At 46.0% G+C, this 18934-nt stretch carries 16 protein-coding genes and 1 other annotated feature; of the genes, 15 read left to right on the top strand and 1 reads right to left on the bottom strand.

Annotated features, from left to right (window positions below):
* Window positions 1-346 precede the first annotated feature (346 nt).
* The 4 genes from dinG to AAHF22_RS15290 are packed head-to-tail and all read left to right on the top strand — an operon-like array spanning window position 347 to window position 5749.
* Window positions 347-3241 carry an ATP-dependent DNA helicase DinG gene (gene dinG / locus AAHF22_RS15305; RefSeq protein ID WP_347325900.1) on the top strand — a complete coding sequence of 965 codons (2895 nt, stop codon included), beginning with the start codon at window positions 347-349 and terminating at the stop codon, window positions 3239-3241.
* A complete protein-coding gene (locus AAHF22_RS15300; protein WP_347325899.1) occupies window positions 3238-3897 on the top strand; it encodes a redox-sensing transcriptional repressor Rex in 660 nt (219 codons plus the stop codon). Before dinG ends, AAHF22_RS15300 begins: the two co-directional genes overlap by 4 nt.
* Window positions 3878-5185, top strand: coding sequence for an amidohydrolase (locus tag AAHF22_RS15295; RefSeq protein WP_347325898.1), 1308 nt, complete (start codon window positions 3878-3880; stop codon window positions 5183-5185). The genes AAHF22_RS15300 and AAHF22_RS15295 overlap by 20 nt, the downstream gene beginning before the upstream one ends.
* A 30-nt stretch (window positions 5186-5215) precedes the next feature.
* Window positions 5216-5749, top strand: a complete 534-nt coding sequence (locus AAHF22_RS15290) for a cell wall elongation regulator TseB-like domain-containing protein (RefSeq protein ID WP_347325897.1) — start codon at window positions 5216-5218, stop codon at window positions 5747-5749.
* A 485-nt stretch (window positions 5750-6234) separates the two neighbouring features.
* Here the strand turns inward: AAHF22_RS15290 and AAHF22_RS15285 are convergent, their stop codons facing one another.
* Window positions 6235-7785, bottom strand: a complete 1551-nt coding sequence (locus tag AAHF22_RS15285) for a 2-isopropylmalate synthase (protein ID WP_347325896.1) — start codon at window positions 7783-7785, stop codon at window positions 6235-6237.
* Window positions 7786-8080: 295 nt separating this feature from the next.
* Window positions 8081-8314 (bottom strand) — a binding site (T-box leader).
* A 450-nt stretch (window positions 8315-8764) separates the two neighbouring features.
* On the opposite strand from AAHF22_RS15285, the gene AAHF22_RS15280 reads away from it, so the two are divergent.
* The 11 genes from AAHF22_RS15280 (at window position 8765) to AAHF22_RS15230 (ending at window position 18892) form a co-directional block, all read left to right on the top strand.
* Window positions 8765-9253, top strand: coding sequence for a hypothetical protein (locus AAHF22_RS15280; protein WP_347325895.1), 489 nt, complete (start codon window positions 8765-8767; stop codon window positions 9251-9253).
* A 3-nt stretch (window positions 9254-9256) separates the two neighbouring features.
* Window positions 9257-9550, top strand: a complete 294-nt coding sequence (locus AAHF22_RS15275; protein ID WP_347325894.1) for a hypothetical protein — start codon at window positions 9257-9259, stop codon at window positions 9548-9550.
* Window positions 9551-10078: 528 nt separating this feature from the next.
* On the top strand, window positions 10079-10606 hold the full coding sequence (locus tag AAHF22_RS15270) for a hypothetical protein (protein WP_347325893.1): 528 nt from the start codon (window positions 10079-10081) through the stop codon (window positions 10604-10606).
* Window positions 10606-12108, top strand: a complete 1503-nt coding sequence (locus AAHF22_RS15265) for an AAA family ATPase (protein WP_347325892.1) — start codon at window positions 10606-10608, stop codon at window positions 12106-12108. Before AAHF22_RS15270 ends, AAHF22_RS15265 begins: the two co-directional genes overlap by 1 nt.
* Window positions 12109-12376: 268 nt before the next feature.
* The gene (locus tag AAHF22_RS15260; protein ID WP_347325891.1) at window positions 12377-13249 is read left to right on the top strand and encodes a 3-hydroxyacyl-CoA dehydrogenase family protein; all 873 of its coding nucleotides are present in this window, start codon (window positions 12377-12379) and stop codon (window positions 13247-13249) included.
* A complete protein-coding gene (locus AAHF22_RS15255; RefSeq protein ID WP_347325890.1) occupies window positions 13246-14445 on the top strand; it encodes an acetate/propionate family kinase in 1200 nt (399 codons plus the stop codon). Before AAHF22_RS15260 ends, AAHF22_RS15255 begins: the two co-directional genes overlap by 4 nt.
* A 38-nt stretch (window positions 14446-14483) precedes the next feature.
* Window positions 14484-15776, top strand: a complete 1293-nt coding sequence (asnS, locus tag AAHF22_RS15250) for an asparagine--tRNA ligase (RefSeq protein ID WP_347325889.1) — start codon at window positions 14484-14486, stop codon at window positions 15774-15776.
* A 310-nt stretch (window positions 15777-16086) separates the two neighbouring features.
* Complete coding sequence (locus AAHF22_RS15245) at window positions 16087-16782, top strand: DnaD domain-containing protein (protein WP_347326062.1); 696 nt, start codon at window positions 16087-16089, stop codon at window positions 16780-16782.
* Between the two features lie 459 nt (window positions 16783-17241).
* Entirely contained in the window at window positions 17242-17796 is a 555-nt protein-coding gene (locus tag AAHF22_RS15240; RefSeq protein ID WP_347325888.1) for a flavodoxin family protein, read from the top strand.
* Entirely contained in the window at window positions 17793-17972 is a 180-nt protein-coding gene (locus AAHF22_RS15235) for a lysine biosynthesis protein LysW (protein WP_347325887.1), read from the top strand. The genes AAHF22_RS15240 and AAHF22_RS15235 overlap by 4 nt, the downstream gene beginning before the upstream one ends.
* Complete coding sequence (locus tag AAHF22_RS15230; protein ID WP_347325886.1) at window positions 17972-18892, top strand: ATP-grasp domain-containing protein; 921 nt, start codon at window positions 17972-17974, stop codon at window positions 18890-18892. Before AAHF22_RS15235 ends, AAHF22_RS15230 begins: the two co-directional genes overlap by 1 nt.
* Window positions 18893-18934: the final 42 nt, after the last annotated feature.

The following is an 18934-nucleotide window of genomic DNA, read 5'->3' as shown; positions in this document are numbered from 1 at the left end:
GATTAGGTTGTTACGTATAGCGATATAGTTCTTATTAATCAATGCATATAGGTATTTATACTTACTATAATGTAGTGGTGGAAGACTGTAAATCATTGCTTGCTGTCTTTGCGGAATTTGTTGTGCATGACGGTCTGTTTACACAAACCTACTGGAACAACCGTTCGATATAAGGTATACTTAAATTATTATAACGCCGAAGCAGGGTGATACTGTGCGAGCCGATTCGCGCCCGGTATCACCTTTTATTGTGGTTGATTTTCAAAACTGTAGTCTTCTGGTATGCTGGTAGTTGACGATTTTTAGATCAGTGCAGAAGGGCTACTGAGAAAGGATTTAGACATCCATGAAATTTGCTGTACTGGATTTTGAAACAACAGGGACCCAGGCAACGGATGATATTATCCAGGTGGGCCTTGCTATTATAGATCATGATATGACGGTCAGCGAAGTATACAGCTCGATGGTCAAGCCGGGGTGCAAAATCCCGGCATTTATTACTGGACTTACAGGTATTAGCGATGCGGACGTTAAGGACGCTCCTGAGCTTGATGATGTGATGCTGGACATGATTCCGCTGCTGGAGGATGCTGTGCTGGTCGGACATAATGTCGGCTTTGATCTCGGATTTCTGCAACGCGCGCTTGATCGTACCGGCTATTTGCCGTTTACAGGCAGAGTGCTAGATACGATGGACTTGTTGCGCATTTTCTTCCCGAATTTGCCAAGCTACCAGCTCAGTATGGTGAGCAGTTCGCTTGGTTTTCAGCATGATCGTCCCCATCAGGCGGACAGTGATGCACTCGCAACCGCTTATGTATTTTTAAAATGTCTTGAAGAGCTGGATGGGCTGCCATTAATTACGGTGCAGCGATTATCCGAGTTGTTTGATAATCAGGATAGCGATCTGGGCTGGTATTTTGACGGGGTACGGATGCAGCGTGAAGCACAGCCTGTACAGGATTTGGACAGTCACCGTTTTTATCGTCAGCTGGCGCTGAAGGTAGGCGACTGGATCGATATTCCGTCCGCCGCCGATGAACGCGGTAATATGCCGCTGGAAGATACATCGTTTGAACAATTTATCGAGCAGGTGAAAGACAATCTGCGTCATTTATTACCAGATTATGAGGAGCGTACAGCGCAAAACCATATGTTTGATGAGGTTATTCGGGCGCTGACGGACGAGAAGCATTTATTGATCGAAGCGGGTACAGGTACGGGCAAATCGCTCGGTTATTTGCTGCCGTCGATCTATCATAGTGTCAAAACGAATGAACGTGTTATGCTCAGTACGCATACGATCAATTTGCAGGAACAGCTGCGTGAACGTGATGTACCGCTGTTGACGAAGGTGATTCCGTTTGCTTTTCGAGCGGCGGTATTTAAAGGAAGACAGCATTATTTGTGTCTGCGCAAATTTGAGCATAAAATAAATACAAAGGAATTTCAGAGTCCTAAAGAAGATGTGCTGATTGCAGCGCAGATGATCGTCTGGCTAACGGCGACAGAAACCGGTGATGATGAAGAACTGAACATGGGCAACCGTGGCGGCGACTTCTGGGAAACGGTAGCAAGTGATACCGATTCCTGTCTGGGACGCGCCTGTCCGTGGTTCAAGCAGTGCTACTACCACCGTGCCAAGCATGAAGCTGGCGCAGCAGATGTGGTCATTACGAATCATTCCAAATTGTTTACCGATATTAAGGCAGGGCATCAACTATTGCCTGGTTACGAACGACTTGTCATTGACGAGGCCCATCATCTGGAAGATGTGGCTGGTAAGCATCTGGGTATGCACATGAAATATTTCACATTGGTTCATCCATTGCTGCGTCTGTTCAAAGATAGCAAAAATGGACAGCTTGCTGTGCTACGTCAGCAACTTGGTTCATCCGGCAGTGAACGAGCGATGGAATGGGCGATTGCGATCGATAATTTGTATCCTGAGCTGGCGGATGTGAAGGAAGATTGGGACAAGCTGAATGAGCTGTTGTTTGCCCTTTTACCACAGCGTAGCGATGCTGGACCAGGAGAAGCAGCGCAATTTACGCTACGTCTATTACCGGATAAAAAGCCGGAAGAATGGGCACATATTACCGAACTGGAAAATCGTATCCATATCGCACTCAGCCAGATTATCCGCCAGGGTGAGCATATTATGGGTAAAATTAAAGAATCTGACGATATTGTCGATACCGATGGTCTGGTGACTGATGTGACGGGTCTGTTTAAGGATCTCGGCAGCGTGCGCGATGATCTGCGTCATTTTGTGAAGCTGGATAGCACAGATACGGTATACTGGTATGAAGCGAATGCAAGCTACCGCAGCAAATCGCTGCAAATGTATGCTGTACCGGTTGATGTGAGTGAACAGCTGAAAGAGCATTTTTTCGATAAAAAGAAAAGTATCATTTTGACATCGGCGACGTTGTCGATCGATAAAACGTTCCAGTATATGATTGACCAGCTAGGGCTGAAAGAAGCCGAGCAGCAGGGCAAGCTGAACACGGTCATGCTGGAATCGCCGTTCAATTATCGCGAGCAATCGTTAGTGCTGATCCCGCGCGACTTTCCGACTTTGAAAGGCAGCGTTGGTGACGAACATTTTGTATCGATGCTGGTGGAGTCGCTTGCCGAGTCTGCGCAGGCGACACGAGGACGCATGCTCGTATTATTTACGTCCTATCGGATGCTCAAGCAGGTGTATGAGCCGCTGAAGGCGAAATTATCTACTAGTGAGATTGCAGTTTTCGGTCAGGGAGTAGATGGCGGCAGTCGTACGAAGCTGACCCGCCGCTTTCAGGAGCATCCGGCATCGGTATTGCTCGGAACGAGCAGCTTCTGGGAAGGCGTGGATATTCCAGGCGAGGCGTTAACCTGTCTGGCTATCGTCCGCTTACCTTTCCAGCCGCCTAACCATCCGCTCGTTGAAGCGAAAAGCGAACGGCTCAAAAGAGAAAAGAAAAATCCATTTATGAAATTATCTGTGCCACAGGCAGTGATCCGGTTCAAACAGGGCTTCGGTCGACTGGTCCGGACGGCAAACGATCGAGGGATCGTGCTCATTTATGATACGCGGGTTATTGAGTCCTATTACGGCAGACACTTCCTGTATTCACTGCCAGGTCCCAAAATGGAGCATATGTATACCCGTCAGATGATTCCCCGTATTGCCGAATGGTTGAGTGACCGGCCACAGGAGACGGAAGCTGCAAATCAAGAGGGGGAGCAAGCATGAAATCCGAAAAAATATCTGAAGCCGTCGTGCGAAGATTACCTGTCTATTTAAGATATCTGAATGAGCTGCATGCTCGCGAGGTGCCTACAGTGTCCTCTCAGGAGCTGGGGCAAAAGCTGGATCTGAATCCAGCACAAATTCGTAAGGATCTGGCCTATTTTGGCGATTTTGGACGTAAAGGGATCGGTTATGACGTATCGTATCTGATCGAGAAAATTCGTCATATCCTCAAGCTGGATCAGCAGATTAATGTGGCGCTGATCGGGGCTGGTAACCTCGGTCATGCCCTTTCCAATTACAACGCCTATTTGCAGGAGACGATGAAGATTGTCGAGGTGTTTGATTCCTACGAGCCGAAAGTCGGCACGAAAATCAATACGCTAACTGTGAAGCCGATGAGCGATCTGGCAGAGACGATTCAGGCGAAAAGTATCCGTGTCGGTATTATTACCGTTCCTAATACGGAAGCGCAGCATGTTGCTGATCAACTGGTCGATGCAGGGATTGAAGCGATTTTGAATTTTGCACCGATTATTTTAAGAACACCACCGCATGTGCGTGTGCATACGGCGGATTTTACAACCGATTTGCTTAGTCTGGCTTATTATCTTGAAGACGGAAAGGAATTAGACATTAATGAACAACTCTCCGAGTAAATGGATGATTAAAAATGGTATTTTTGCCGTTCTGAACGGACCGAAGCCTGTGTTGCATGGTCATATGGTCATTGAAGATGATCTGATCACGTATATTGGTGAAGAGGAGCCTCAGGTAGACGAGGATGTCGTCGTTGTCGATGGACGTCATCAATTTTTCATTCCCGGACTTGTAAACAGTCATGGACATGCTGCGATGTCACTGCTGCGCGGCTATGGCGATGATCTGGCATTACAAGTATGGTTGCAGGAAAAAATGTGGCCGATGGAAGCGAAATTTACGAGTGACGATGTGTACATCGGAACAGCACTGTCTGTACTGGAAATGCTCAAAGGCGGTACGACTACATTCCTCGATATGTATGATCGCTCCGAGCGCGTAGCTGAAGTGGTTGAGCAATCCGGGATGAGAGCCGTATTGATGCGCGGTGTGATCGGTCTGTGCTCTGAAGAAGAACAGACACAGAAATTGAATCAGGCTACCCAATTTGTGCGTGACTGGCATGGCAAAGCAGATGGACGCATTACAACGATGATGTCTCCGCATGCACCGTATACTTGCCCGCCGCAATACATCGAACGTTTTGTACAGGCAGCGCATGATCTGGATGTGCCGCTGCATACACATATGTCGGAGACGATTGCTGAAGTCGAACTAAATGTAGCCGATTATGGTCTGCGTCCGGTTGCTCATCTGGAAAAGCTCGGCGTATTCACTCGTCCAACACTGCTTGCGCATGCGGTTCATTTGAACGATGAAGAGATTGAAGTGCTGGCGAAGCACAAAGTAACCGTTTCACATAATCCGGGAAGTAATCTTAAACTGGCAAGCGGTGTGGCACGTGTGCCGGATCTGCTCAAAGCTGGCGTAGTTGTGTCGCTTGGTACGGATGGACCGGCAAGCAACAATAACCTCGATATGTTCGAAGAAATGCGTCTGGCAGCACTTATTCATAAAGGTGTATCTGGCGATCCAACTGCGGTTCCAGCCGCAGAAGCGCTGCGTATGGGTACAGAATATGGTGCCAAATCGGTATTTCTCGATAACACAGGTAGCTTTGAAGTGGGCATGAAAGCCGATATTACATCGCTCAATATCGATCAGCCACACTTCCTGCCGTTCACAGACTTTATTTCTCACACCGTATACTCTGCGAGCGCTAAAGATGTGCTGCACGTATGGGTAGATGGCAAACAGGTAATCAAGGATGGCGTATCGCTGACGCTGGACGAGGAGAAAATTCGTCGCGAAGCGCAGTCGGCCTTTGAAGGCTTGCTCACACGCTGACTTGCAACAGATTAGAAAGGATGGCGTGTCTTGCGAAATTTGGGAACAGGCAAATGGATTGCGATCATCATTACGATCCTCGGACTGATCGTGCTGGGCGTGAATCAGTTCTACGTTCATGTGATGGCAAAGCCGTGGAGCCAGGAGCAGGCTGCACTTGAGATTGCTCAGCAAAATGCGAAGCTAGCATCGGTCACACATAGCTATAAGTCGGTGTGGAATGATACTTCGATTTACTGGGTCATTCAGGGCAGCAACGATCAAAATCAAAATGTAATGGTCTGGGTTAAATTTAATACCGATGGTACGCCAGCTACAGGTACGAATGCCGTGCATGTGGAGCCAACGGCAGGTACGATTACCGAGCAACGGGCAGCCGAACTGCTGCAAAAGGATTTGCCTGGAGCTGAAGTGGTACGCTCGGTCCCCGGTTCGTATAACGGTAAATACGCCTGGCAGGTATTTGCGAAGTCAGGCGATCATTACTACTATGTATTTTACAACTTCCGCGACGGTACGAAGCTAGGCGGCCCGATGGAGCTTCCGAATACACTTACTCCATAATTAGCGCCTAACGATGGAATGGGGAAGTGGAGTAGAGGGAAGCGACAAATGGCATTTGTCAGCAGGTGAATCCTCTACAGTAGTAAAACGAGGCTATTCGCCAAAAGCTACATTTAATAAATTAACGAATAAATAACAACCGACTGGAGAGCAAGTGATTGCTGCTTCGGTCGGTTGTTTTCATTTGGGTAGTGTGATGTGTAGAACTGTGCTCACATTCTGGATTGCTGATCAAAACATTCAGCAATGATATCAAGACATTTCGCATTGCCAGCCCGAATCATTTGACTATCTATACAGATCGCCGAGACCATTGATCGAACAATCGAACAATCGAACAATCGAACAATCGAACAATCGAACAATCGAACAATCGAACAATCGAACAATCGAACAATCGAACAATCGAACAATCGAACAATCGAACAATACGAATCAACATCGATCTAGTCTCTGTACGCTGGCTTTATTCTATTCTGAATACCTCAGACATCTACGGTCGCAGTCGATTCACTTGTAGCCAGCAGTATCGCATTAATGCCATTCAAAAATGCCAGCCCACTCGCTTTAATAATATCCGTATCCATTGCCCGTCCTGTATACAATTGTCCTTCATATTGAAGCTGAATATGCACGCGACCGATCGCTTCCTGACCGCTGGAAATGCTGTTGATTTTGTAATGCTTAAGTGTAGCTTCGACTCCGGTCAGTGAGAAAATCGCACTGTATAATGCATCGACCGGACCATCGCCAATCGCACTACCTGTATGCACGACACCGCTCTTTTTCAACTGTACGGTCGCGGTTGGTTGCAAGCCGCCGCTCACCACCTGAAAATGATCCAGCTCGTATAATGGCGAGGTGATCTGCTCCTGTTCCTCGGTATCACTCAGCAAAAAGAACAGATCATGATCATACACTTCTTTTTTACGGTCAGCCAGCTCCAGAAAACGGGCAAACCAGGTTTCCAATTGTTCGGGATCATTGGCAGTATAGCCCAGTCGTGCCATCGCATTTTTAAAGGCATGACGACCGGAACGGGCGGTCAGCACCAATTCCATCTCACCTGCGCCCACCTGCTCTGGCGACATAATTTCATACACATTTTTATCTTTGAGCAAGCCATCCTGATGAATACCGGAGGAGTGAGCAAACGCATTTTCGCCTGTAATCGCTTTGTTCACCTGTACGTCCAGACCGGTCAAATGCGTCAGCAGGCGAGACGTATTCATAATTTCCTCGGTGCGAATCCGTGTGCTGCACTGGTAACGTTCTTCACGCACTTTCAGCGCCATGACCACTTCTTCAAGCGATGTATTGCCTGCGCGTTCGCCCAATCCATTAATCGTACACTCAACTTTTTGCGCTCCGGCACGTATTGCGCTCAATGTATTAGCGGTAGCCAGTCCCAGATCGTTATGACAGTGCACACTCAGCATGACGCGATCATCCAGATTTTTCAGCCGATCATTAATTTTAGCGATCAAATGACCAAATTCCTCCGGCTCTGCATAACCGACTGTATCTGGCACATTGATGATCGTTGCACCTGCACGTACAACCGCTTCGATCGTTTGCCACAGGTATTCAAACTCCGAACGTGATGCATCTTCGGTTGAATACTGTACATCCGGCATCAGCGTGCGTGCATAGCGAACCGCATCAACGCCCATTTGCATGACAGCATCGCGGGAACGATTGAACTTTTTTTCAACATGCACATTAGAAGTGCCCAGCACGATATGAATGAATGGATGATGAGCATCACGAATGCTCTCGTACACAGCATCAATATCCGCTTTGACTGCACGTGCCAGCGCAGTAATGGACATCTGTTGTCCTGCCGTGCGAGCGATCTGCTGCACCGCTTCAAAGTCACCGCGGGAAGAAGCAGGGAAGCCGGCTTCAATCATATCTACCTGCAAACGTTCCAATTGCTTGGCAAAAGCCAGCTTCTGCTGCAAATTCATCCGTGCTCCAGGCACTTGCTCACCATCGCGTAACGTCGTATCCAATACAATAATATTTCGGCTCATCTCATATTCCTCCTAAATGTAGATTGAATGATATCGCCTGCTTGCTGGCTGCTCGTTATGGCTCGTCAGCCACAGTTTGCATAGTAAGCAGGGAAAGGTACATCAAAACTAATAAAAGGTTTTCTCAAAATAAGTCATAGGATAGGAATCAGGCCTGAATCCATAGGTTTGCGGGATCATGCGCGATGTGCTCGTATGTGTAGGTGATGTCTGGGTGTAGGGCAAATGCTGCCCGTGTATATAAAGCGAGTCTGTCCACATCCGGAATATGAACAGCAAAAAGCCCCGTCTCCATAATAGAGACGGGGCATTACCCGCGGTACCACTCTAGTTAATCGCCTACTTGCAGCGATTCAGCTCATTCGATGGCAATCACCATCTATCCCTATAACGGGGGAAACCCGGCTTGCCCTACATATCGGGCAGCTGTTCATAGACCAGTTCGGAATGATTCACACTACCGCTTTCCACCAACCAGCGGCTCTCTGTAAGGATCGTCATTCGTACTCTTTCTACTCATTACATTTATTTGTATGGGGGCTATGTAAATTTGTTACATAATGTAGCATAATCTTTAATGTGAACGCAAGCGTTTTATTTTTTTGAATAAGAGCTGTTTATATTTCCTGAATTCCATGAAGGTCATATGGATTTTAACTTTGTATCGTGTAAATGGTACAATAACGGTGTGAATAAGCATAGATTTTACAATATTTCACAAGGATAGGATTATAAAAATGGCGGACGCTTATGGATATAGATAGCTCTGGTTATATCTATGTGGAAGATCAGGGGAAGGAGCGTTCTGTCTTTTTGTCTACTCTAGCTGTGTTTATAAACGATTTGAACAGTCGAGATGATGGTTTATTTCCAGCTATTTATTTTGTGAATCATGACTGGACGATATGCCTTTGTGAAAATGGGGAGCGAGGTTCGATGAAACCGATATATCTTTATAAAGGTGAGGCTAGATGAACGTATGAACAAGCTGGAAAAAAGCATACGGGAAAAAATGAAAAAAGAATATCGTTACCCGCATGATATTGAAGCCATCGCATCAGCTATATACACATTGAAAGTCGCTAACGAAAAAGTGGCAAGTGAGTTCGATATTAAGCCGATCCTAATAGATTTCTTGCAAAGTGTAACTTGCTCTACATACAGCGATATCGTTAATATAACGTACCAATATATAAAGCAACTGGCACAACATCAAGGCAAGCTAATGGATGAAGAATATCAAAAAATCGCGCATTTGTTTGATTCTATACATATATTTGTAGAGCTGGGTATAGAGTACGATGATGGTGTTTTGGAGAAGTCAGAAAAGTTGATTTTGGACGTATTAGGTAAAAGAGGGGACGTACTACTTCCGATGTTAGACGATTCAAAGCCCTGGTGGGATGAAATATGGAAGAAGTATACAGAAGATAAGGGACGTAAAATAAAAATGGAAATGAAAAGGTGACGTATGCTTGATCTAATTAGCTTTATCGACGGAAAAATCAAACAAATGCATATTAGCGGAGCCGCACCCGACGATCTGCACAAGTTGATCCTGCTAAAAAAAGTAGCGCTACACTTAATGAAAGAGAATATATCATCCACAGTAGACGATATCGTTCAGATTGAAGATGAAGCAACTGGTTATTGTGAATATCGGATTGTAAATGATGGTGAGTCTGATGATCGATCATTATGGATGGAATATAAGGAGGGAAAAGTTAGGCTTCATCCTGGTGATTGGCTAATAAAAATGAAGTGAGACGACAGGGGTTGTTCTACTAGAACACGCCCATTCTAATGAACGGCTAGCATAAAAGGCGTAAACTTGCGCATTGCATCAGGAAAGCGGTAGTATAGTTATACAGCCTTTCCAAAACAAAGCTGTACAGACAGGATAACGTTAACGAATCATCCTATTATTAATAGGCACACAATGGATAATAAGACGTTGAATACGCATCATTACAAAAAATAAAAATCCGAAACTTTCCATTCTGCGTACAACAGAAAAGAGGGTTCGGATTTTGCTTTATCCTCATACGTATCGTTGATCGTGGTCGATGTGCACGATTGAGTCGAAAAAAGAAGGCAAACGTTCATAGACTTGCCTTAAAAATACGCAAAACCGTATGATATACTAGAATTATATGAAATTTGTGTAAAAATTTTATACAAAGCAAAAAAACCTGTCGTTTTTGTGTTACCGAAAGGTCATAGTGTGCCGAAATAAATGTATAACCTACTGTACGACATCACGAAGCATGCACACTCACAAAGGAGGACGTTTATGAAGCTCCGCGCTTTGCCTATCATTATTACAGTCGTTGCCTCAATTGCAGTATTGTTCGGGGGATTTTTCACTTATCGTCAGCTAACCTTGTACAAACCGCTGATGAATATGGTGACTGCATATCCCGGTGTAAATTCTGCTCAGATATCTATTAACCAAAAAGAAGTTGATTTGAAACTCGATTTAAAATCAAATGCAGATTTAGGTTCGATCATGGAACAATTTAACAAACAAAGTGTACCGATTGTCGGTACGCGTAAAGTGAAATTGGAAATTGAAGATCACTCCGATCAACAACTAAATAATATCTGGGAAAATGCAATGTTTCCTGTTTCCCAGGCGATGGCGAATCGCCAATATACAGATATTCCGAAAACGATGCAGCGCATAGCTGGTAATTATAGCGGTATCTCAGCCAAAGCACAGATGGATGACCGCAATGTATACGTATCAATTAGTAATGGAAAAGCTAGCAAATTTCTGATCTTGCCACTGAGTGCTGGAGCTACAGGAGGGAATGCCTAATGCCAAAATGGACCAAAGAGATTGTTGTCGGATTTGTCCCTGTGTTGCTTATCTTTCTCGCTTTTATCGGATATAACATCGTTCCGCTCGTCCTGCTTATGGCGGTAATCGGTGGTCTGCTGTTATTTATGCAAATGCGTGGTGGCCTGGCAGTAGGCGCAAGCCAGGAACGCAATCGTAAAAAGAATGGCCCAGCCAAGCTAACATTTGAACAAATTGGCGGTCAGGAAAATGCGAAGCGCGAACTGCGTGAAGCCCTTGATTTTCTCGTTCGTCATGATGAAATTAATAAATTCGGCATTCGTCCACTGAAAGGTATTTTGCTGACTGGCCCTCCGGGAACAGGGAAAACGCTAATGGCGAAAGCCGCTGCTCATTATACCAACTCTGTATTTGTGAGTGCATCGGGTAGTGAATTTGTGGAAATGTACGTCGGTGTCGGCGCCGGTCGGATTCGTGATCTGTTCAAAGATGCACGTACTCGCGCTGCCCGTGAAAATAAACAAAGTGCGATCATCTTTATCGATGAAATCGATGTGATCGGCGGTAAGCGTGAAGGTGGACAGCAGCGTGAGTATGATCAGACGCTCAACCAGCTGCTAACCGAGATGGATGGAATTTATAGCAATGAAGCGCCGCGTATTCTTATTATGGCGGCAACGAACCGGAAAGAAATGCTGGATAGCGCGCTCCTGCGTCCAGGCCGTTTTGACCGTCATATTCAGGTCGATCTGCCGGACAAAAAGGGTCGCAAACATATTTTGGAACTGCATGCAGCGAATAAGCCGATTGGCGAAGATACAAATCTCGACAAGCTGGCTGAAGAAGCTTATGGCTTTTCCGGTGCACAACTGGAAAGCGTTATGAATGAAGCAGCGATCTATGCGATGCGTCAAAATGAAGAAACGATCTCCCAGCGTCATATGTCGATGGCGATCGACAAAGTGATGATGGGTGAGAAAACAGATCGCGAATCAAGCGCAGAAGAGAAAAAGCGCGTAGCCATTCACGAGCTGGGACATGCGATTATGGCAGAGGTGGTACGCCCAGGCAGTGTAGGGCAAGTTGCACTCAGTCCGCGTGGTCAGGCACTTGGTTATGTGCGTCATAATCCGCAACAGGAACAATACCTGTATACAAAGCCATTTTTGGAACAACAGCTGATGATTGCGCTGGCAGGCTCGGTAGCGGAAGAAATGTATTACGAAGGTCGCAGCACCGGTTCACGTGGTGACTTTGATCAGGCATTGAATATCGTGCAAAATATGGTTGAAGCTGGCTTGACCGGACTGGGGATCGTGACGGTGAACATGGTGCCCAAAGAGCTGATGATGAAAGAAAGCAACGCGATTTTGGAAGAACTGGGTGAGCGTACACGCAGGCTGCTGGAAGAACGTCGCTCCATTTTTGACTATTCCCTCGATATTTTATTACGTGAAGAAGTGTTGTCTGGCGAGCAATTCCGCGAACAGTTCAAGAAAAGTTCAAATGTACCGGCTTAATTCACAAAGCCGGTACTTTTTTTTTACTTTTCGGCTGTGCTACGGTATTATTAGATGTTGGAGATTATATAGAAGCCCGGCATTATTCATTCGTTGTTTTCGCGCATCCGGTGCTCGCACGTTCATGTACAAATGACGTTTGTTGTAGCCGGTTTTGCTTTAATACAGCTTGAGAAGAATTAATGAAGATGTAAGGGCAGCATGGTATACGGCTGTAGCAAGTCACGTGCATGCCATACCAGAATATTGGAAGGGTGGAGTAGAACAGATGAATTTTAAAAAAGTCGGCGTGATCGGCGGCGGTACGATGGGTCAAGGTATCGCAGAGATGCTCGCTAAAAAAGGCATTGAGGTCATGCTCGTAGAGAAAACGCCTGAGAAGCTGGATAACGCTTGGGATATGATCGAAACAAGTCTGGACAAGCAAATGGAAAAATGGGCACTCACGCAAGCGGAGAAAAAGCTCATTCTCGGCAAAATCCAAAAGGTTACTCATTTTGCTGAACTTGGCTCTTGTGAACTCGTCATCGAGACGATCAGTGAAGATTCCGAAGCGAAAAAAGAAGTATTCGCCCAGCTGGATCAAGTGTGCTCCAGTAAAGTCATTCTGGCAAGTAACACCTCCACACTCAGCTTGACAGAGCTGGCAAGCTCGACCAAGTATCCTGAGCGTGTGATCGGCCTGCATTTCATTTATCCGGTATCGAAAATCGATCTGGTGGAAATCATTCGTGGTTTGCGCACATCGGACGATACGTTTGAACAAACGAAGCAATTCGTTGAAGAAACAGTGGAGAAAAGAGGCATTACCGTCTACGAATCTCCTGGTTTCGTAACAAGCCGCATCATCTGCCTGCTGATCAATGAGGCATTGCATGTGCTTGAAGAAGGTGTAGCTTCCGCTGAAGATATCGACGACGCGATGCGTGTCGGTTACCAGTTCCAATATGGACCACTGGAAATGGCAGACCGCTTTGGTCTGGATTCGGTCAATGCCGCACTGGAGCGTATGTTCCGCGAATACGGCGAGTTGAAATACCGCCCGGCGATCATTTTGAAAAAGATGGTTCGTGCAGGCAGTCTTGGTGTGAAAACGGGCGAAGGCTTCTTCAAGTATGACAAGGATGGTGACCGGATATGAAAGTTCTCGTAATTAACTCAGGCAGTTCCTCGCTGAAATATCAGCTGTATGATATGACGGACGAATCCGTACTGGCAAAAGGTCTGGTGGAGCGGATCGGCATGGATTCTTCCATTTTGACACACAAGCCGACTGGCAAAGACGAAGTAACCGAAGTGAGCGAAATTTTGGAGCACAACACAGCGATTCGTAAAGTTATCGACAAATTGACCGATAGCGTACACGGTGTGGTAGGTAGCGTTAGCGAGATCAATGCTGTCGGTCACCGCGTCGTACACGGTGGCGAGTTCTTTAAAGAATCCGCAATTGTAGACGAGCAAGCGAAAAAAGACATCCGTGCGCTGATCGATCTGGCACCACTGCACAATCCGGCTGCGATTATGGGTATTACGGCGTCCGAAATCAATATGCCTGGCGTACCGCAGGTAGTTGTATTTGATACTGCATTCCACCAAACGATGCCAGAGCGTTCGTATCTGTATGCGATTCCGCGTGTACTGTACAACAAGTACAAAGTACGTCGTTACGGCTTCCACGGCACGTCTCACTATTATGTGAGCCAGGCTGCGGCTGAATTTCTGGGCAAGCCAATCGAAGACCTGAAAATGATTACAGCGCATATCGGTAATGGTGGTAGTTTGACTGCCATTCAGGGCGGCGTATCGGTTGATACATCGATGGGTATGACACCACTCGAAGGTCTGATGATGGGTACACGTAGTGGTGATCTGGACCCGGCGATCGTACCGTATGTGATGAACAAAGAAGAGCTGACTGTAAGCGAAGTCAACTCCATGCTGAACAAGCATAGCGGTCTGCTCGCGATCTCCGGTATTAGCAGCGATATGCGCGAAATTACCGATGGTCTGGAAAAAGGTGATTCCCATGCGAAACTCGCATTCGAAATGTACGAATATCGTTTGCGCAAATATATCGGTTCATACGCAGCAGCGATGAACGGCGTTGATGTGCTTGTGTTCACAGCAGGTGTGGGTGAAAACTCCGCTGTCGTTCGTAAAGCCGTCTGCGACAACCTGAGCTATCTCGGAGTGGAGATTGATGAGGAACTGAACCAAATCCGTTCCGGCGATGCACGCCGCATTTCCACACCAAATTCCAAAGTTGAAGTGCTCGTTGTTCCTACTAACGAAGAGTTAGTTATCGCTCGCGATACGTACAAGCTCATCAACAAATAAGAACAGCAGCAACGCATAGACAAGGGGAGAATATAGCAATGTCCACTAAAACCGTTATTAAAAAAGTCAATGAACATGTTGGCGAATCTGTAACGATTGGAGCCTGGATTAACAACAAACGCTCCAGCGGTAAAATTCAATTTTTGCAATTGCGCGATGGAACGGGCTATATCCAGGGCGTCGTTGTTAAAAGTGAAGTAGCGGAGAGCATCTGGAATGATGCCAAAAGTCTGACTCAGGAAAGCTCCCTGTATGTGACCGGCGTCATTCGTGAAGAACCACGCAGTAAATCCGGTTACGAAATGACCGTAACGGGTATCGAGGTTATTCATATCACATCCGAATATCCAATTACCCCGAAAGAACACGGTGTCGATTTCCTAATGGATCACCGTCATCTGTGGCTGCGTTCGACAAGACAGCGCGCAGTTATGGTCATCCGTGCAGAAATTATCCGTGCGGTACAGGAATTTTTCAATACAAATGGCTTTACGAAAGTAGATCCGCCAATCCTGACGCCATCTGCGGCAGAAGATACAACTGAACTGTTCCATATCAAATACTTTGATGAGGATGCGTATCTGACGCAAAGTGGTCAGCTGTATATGGAAGCGGCAGCGATGGCACTGGGTAAAGTATATTCCTTCGGCCCAACATTCCGTGCGGAAAAATCCAAAACACGTCGTCACCTGATCGAGTTCTGGATGATCGAGCCAGAAATGGCGTTTACGAATCACGAAGAAAGTTTGGAAGTACAGGAGCAATTCGTGTCTCACGTTGTTCAATCTGTACTGAAAAACTGTCGTGCCGAGCTGGAAACGCTGGAACGCGATGTGACCAAGCTGGAAAACATTCAAGGCTCATTCCCACGCATCACGTATGATGAAGCGATTGAGTTTTTGAAAGGTAAAGGCTTTGATATTCCGTGGGGTGACGACTTTGGTGCACCGCATGAAACAGCGATTGCTGAAGCCTATGACAAACCGGTATTCATTACGCACTATCCGAAGGACATCAAGGCATTTTACATGAAGCCTGATCCGAACCGTCCAGAAGTCGTACTGTGTGCCGATATGATCGCACCGGAAGGTTATGGCGAGATCATCGGTGGTTCTCAGCGTATCGACGATCCAGAACTGATGGCAGAGCGCTTCAAAGAGCATAATCTGGGTGAAGCGTATCAATGGTATATGGATCTGCGTACGTACGGTACCGTTCCACACTCCGGTTTCGGTCTTGGTCTGGAGCGTACTGTAGCCTGGATCTGTGGTCTGGATCATGTACGCGAAACGATTGCTTTCCCTCGTATGCTGTACCGTTTGTATCCATAGGTTATCATTTTAAACTAGCGGATATACACAAAAGAGGGTTGAACCGACAAATAAGCGTGGTAATATAGAAGGACGAGTTGTATAACAGCACAAGCAATCAGAGCTGTGCATGAAGTGAACGCATTTCATTTCGTATACAGGTATCATTCTGATCAGTGTCGCTCCTTGAGGGGAGCGTTCAAGTTACAGGGCACAGATGGCTATTTCATCGTGCCCTGTAATTTTTGCTCATAAGCCATTATATAGGCTTGTTGTGCTGGATGAACAGGTTGTATCGTTCCTCGGGGGAAGCATGGAAAGGTTGATGAATATGGGTGGAGAACAATGGCAATCATGGGCACAGGGCGCAGCCTATGCCATGGGCATGCAAACGGCGAATGTTCCGTATGCATTGCTCAAATATTATCAGGCGCTTGATCTGGACGATGCGGAAGCGATGCTGTTGCTACAGCTGATCTCGTTTCGTCAGGTGGAGCACAATGAATTTCCGACGCTGGAAGAGCTGGAATGGCGCACAGGTGCTGCGCCTTCCATGATCGCTGCCCGCATTCAAAAGTTAATGAAGGCAGGCTTTATTGCGATTGAAGATGAGCAAGACCCGCTGACCGGTGTACGTTACGAACGGTATGATCTGAGTGGGTTGTATGTGAAGCTCGGTACAGTGCTTGCTTCCGAACAGCAAGAGCGCACAAAAGTGGTTCGGAAAGCGGAAGAAGCAGCGAAGACACAGGCTGCGAAAGAAGAAGATCAGCAGCGGAATCTGTTTATCATTTTCGAAAAAGAATTTGCACGTCCATTATCACCAATGGAATGCGAAACGATCTCTAGCTGGATTGATCAGGATCGCTATCCAGAGGAATTAATTCTCATGGCGCTAAAAGAATCTGTCTTTGCCGGTAAGCTGCATTTCCGGTATATCGACCGTATTTTGCTGGAATGGAATCGCAATCGCATTCGTACTGTAGACGATGCACGTGCGTATACACAGAAATTTCGCCAGCGCTAAGCGAGTGCGCGTTCATCGATCTATTGAACGAAGCAAGGCTATTTTCCGTATTGACCGGAAAATAGCCTTTTTAGCGTGTATAAAAGCCGGTATACAGGCAATAAATAAACAAAATACACATATGAAATCAAGTTCCCTGTTTATGTATAGAATATTTTAAGGAAAAAGGTGCTCCCATAGAAGGAAAAACTTTTATCTACAAAATTACATATGGGTCGACAAATAAATGAATGGCTGTCGAGTTTGCTTTTTGATGGTTTTGCTTTAAAAGTTCGTTGTTAAAAGAAGTTTGATATCGTATAAATGTTCTGCCCGAAAAGATAAAAAGTAAAATATGTTAATTGTTTACAAGAATTAATTCCAGTAATATACTGTGAATAGTCAAGATTAGAACACAAGCTTAACGACTTGACAGAGTAGTGAATAGGCATGGGCTTACATTCCATATGGAGGTGAAACATGAAGGTTTTACATCTGGACGGTAGCGCCAGAGAAGATGGCAATACGGCGACACTCGCTCGTCAATTGTTGTCCGAGCTGGATTATACCGAGATTGCACTTCGCGATCATCGAATAGAGCTGATTGATGATAAGCGACACGATGCAGAAGGCTTCCAGCCACGTCAGGACGATTACGAACAGGTGCTGAGTTCATTTTTGGAAGCTGACTATGTGGTGTTTAGCTCACCGGTATACTGGTATGGTCTATCCGCTCATTTAAAAGTGTTTATCGATCGCTGGTCAGAGTCCTTACGGATTGTGGCGGATTTCAAAGCAAAGGTGCAGCACAAGAAAATTTTTCTCGTTCTGGTCGGTGGTGATGAACCGCAGCGTAAAGCACAGCCGATCGTACAGCAATTTGAGTATATTGCGGAATTTTTAGAATTGGATTTGCAAGGACATTTGATCGGGGTTGGCAATAAGCCAGGCGATATCTGGCATGATGCCATAGCACTGGAGCAGGCACAACACATCAATAACCAATTAAAACAGGTGGAGGAGCATATACAATGAATACAATTGCCGTGAAATGCTTAACTTGTGGGGCTGAGGTAGACATCGATGAACAAACAGTAACCGGCGAAATTGTGGAATGCCAGGAATGCGGACAGGAACATGAATTTCAATGGGTTGGCGGACAACCTAATCTAGTATTTGCGCCGGAAGTAGAAGAAGATTGGGGTGAATAATGTCCAATTTGTACGCACCACCCAAATTATTGTTTTGCGTCACGAAGCTTCGTGAGGAAGAACGTCGCATATATGATTATGTGCTACAGGCAGGAATGGAAGTGGATGTGTGCACGGATAACATGCAACTGGAGCTTGCCGATATTCGTCAGTATGATCTGGCATTGATCCGCTGCATGTCTCAGAGCAAAGCGTTGGAGCGTGCGCAATATATCGAGCTTGCCGGTGTGCGCACGCTCAATCAGTATGAATCGATTCGTATATGCACGAATAAGGCATTTCAAGCGTTGCTGTTTGAGCGTCATGGCATTGCCCAGCCGGCATTTGAAATTGCGTTTACGCTGGATAAGCTGTACGACTATTTGGAACGTTTCAACGGTAATTTTGTCATTAAGCCGGTCAGTTCCTCATGGGGCCGAGGAGTAACCTGGATTAACGACCGGCTTACACTAGATGCATGGATTGCTGCTCGTGAATCGATCGATCCGCAGGGCAAGGCGCTACCTGTACTTGTGCAGCAGTATATTAACAAGTCTAATTACGATATTCGGGTGGTGATTGTTGGCGACGAACCGATTGTGGCGTTTAAACGCATTTCGCATGATAGCTGGTTAACGAATACACATCTCGGTGCTGAGGTTGAACCGATTTCTCTCAGCAAGCCAATCAAAGAAATCGTTAAACAACTTATTGATGCGATTGGAAGTGGCGTTTACGGACTTGACCTGTTTTACGATCATACCGATCATACGTACAAAGTATGCGAAGTGAACCAGAACCCGGAGTTTGCCAAATCATGGCTGATTCATCATGTGGATGTGGCGCAGGCGATTGCTGAGCTATGTGTATACACCGTCAATACTGGAACAGGAAGGAACGTGAATGATGTCGTTAACGAACATACCAGAATCACCATCTAAAGTGTCACGTAAAGACTATTTTTCAATTTCATTTGTGCTTGC

This window comes from Paenibacillus wenxiniae, assembly GCF_039822605.1.
Lineage (GTDB): Bacteria > Bacillota > Bacilli > Paenibacillales > Paenibacillaceae > Saccharibacillus > Saccharibacillus wenxiniae.
The sequence above is the reverse complement of the archived record's forward strand: the minus strand, read 5'-3'. Positions and strand labels throughout refer to the sequence as shown.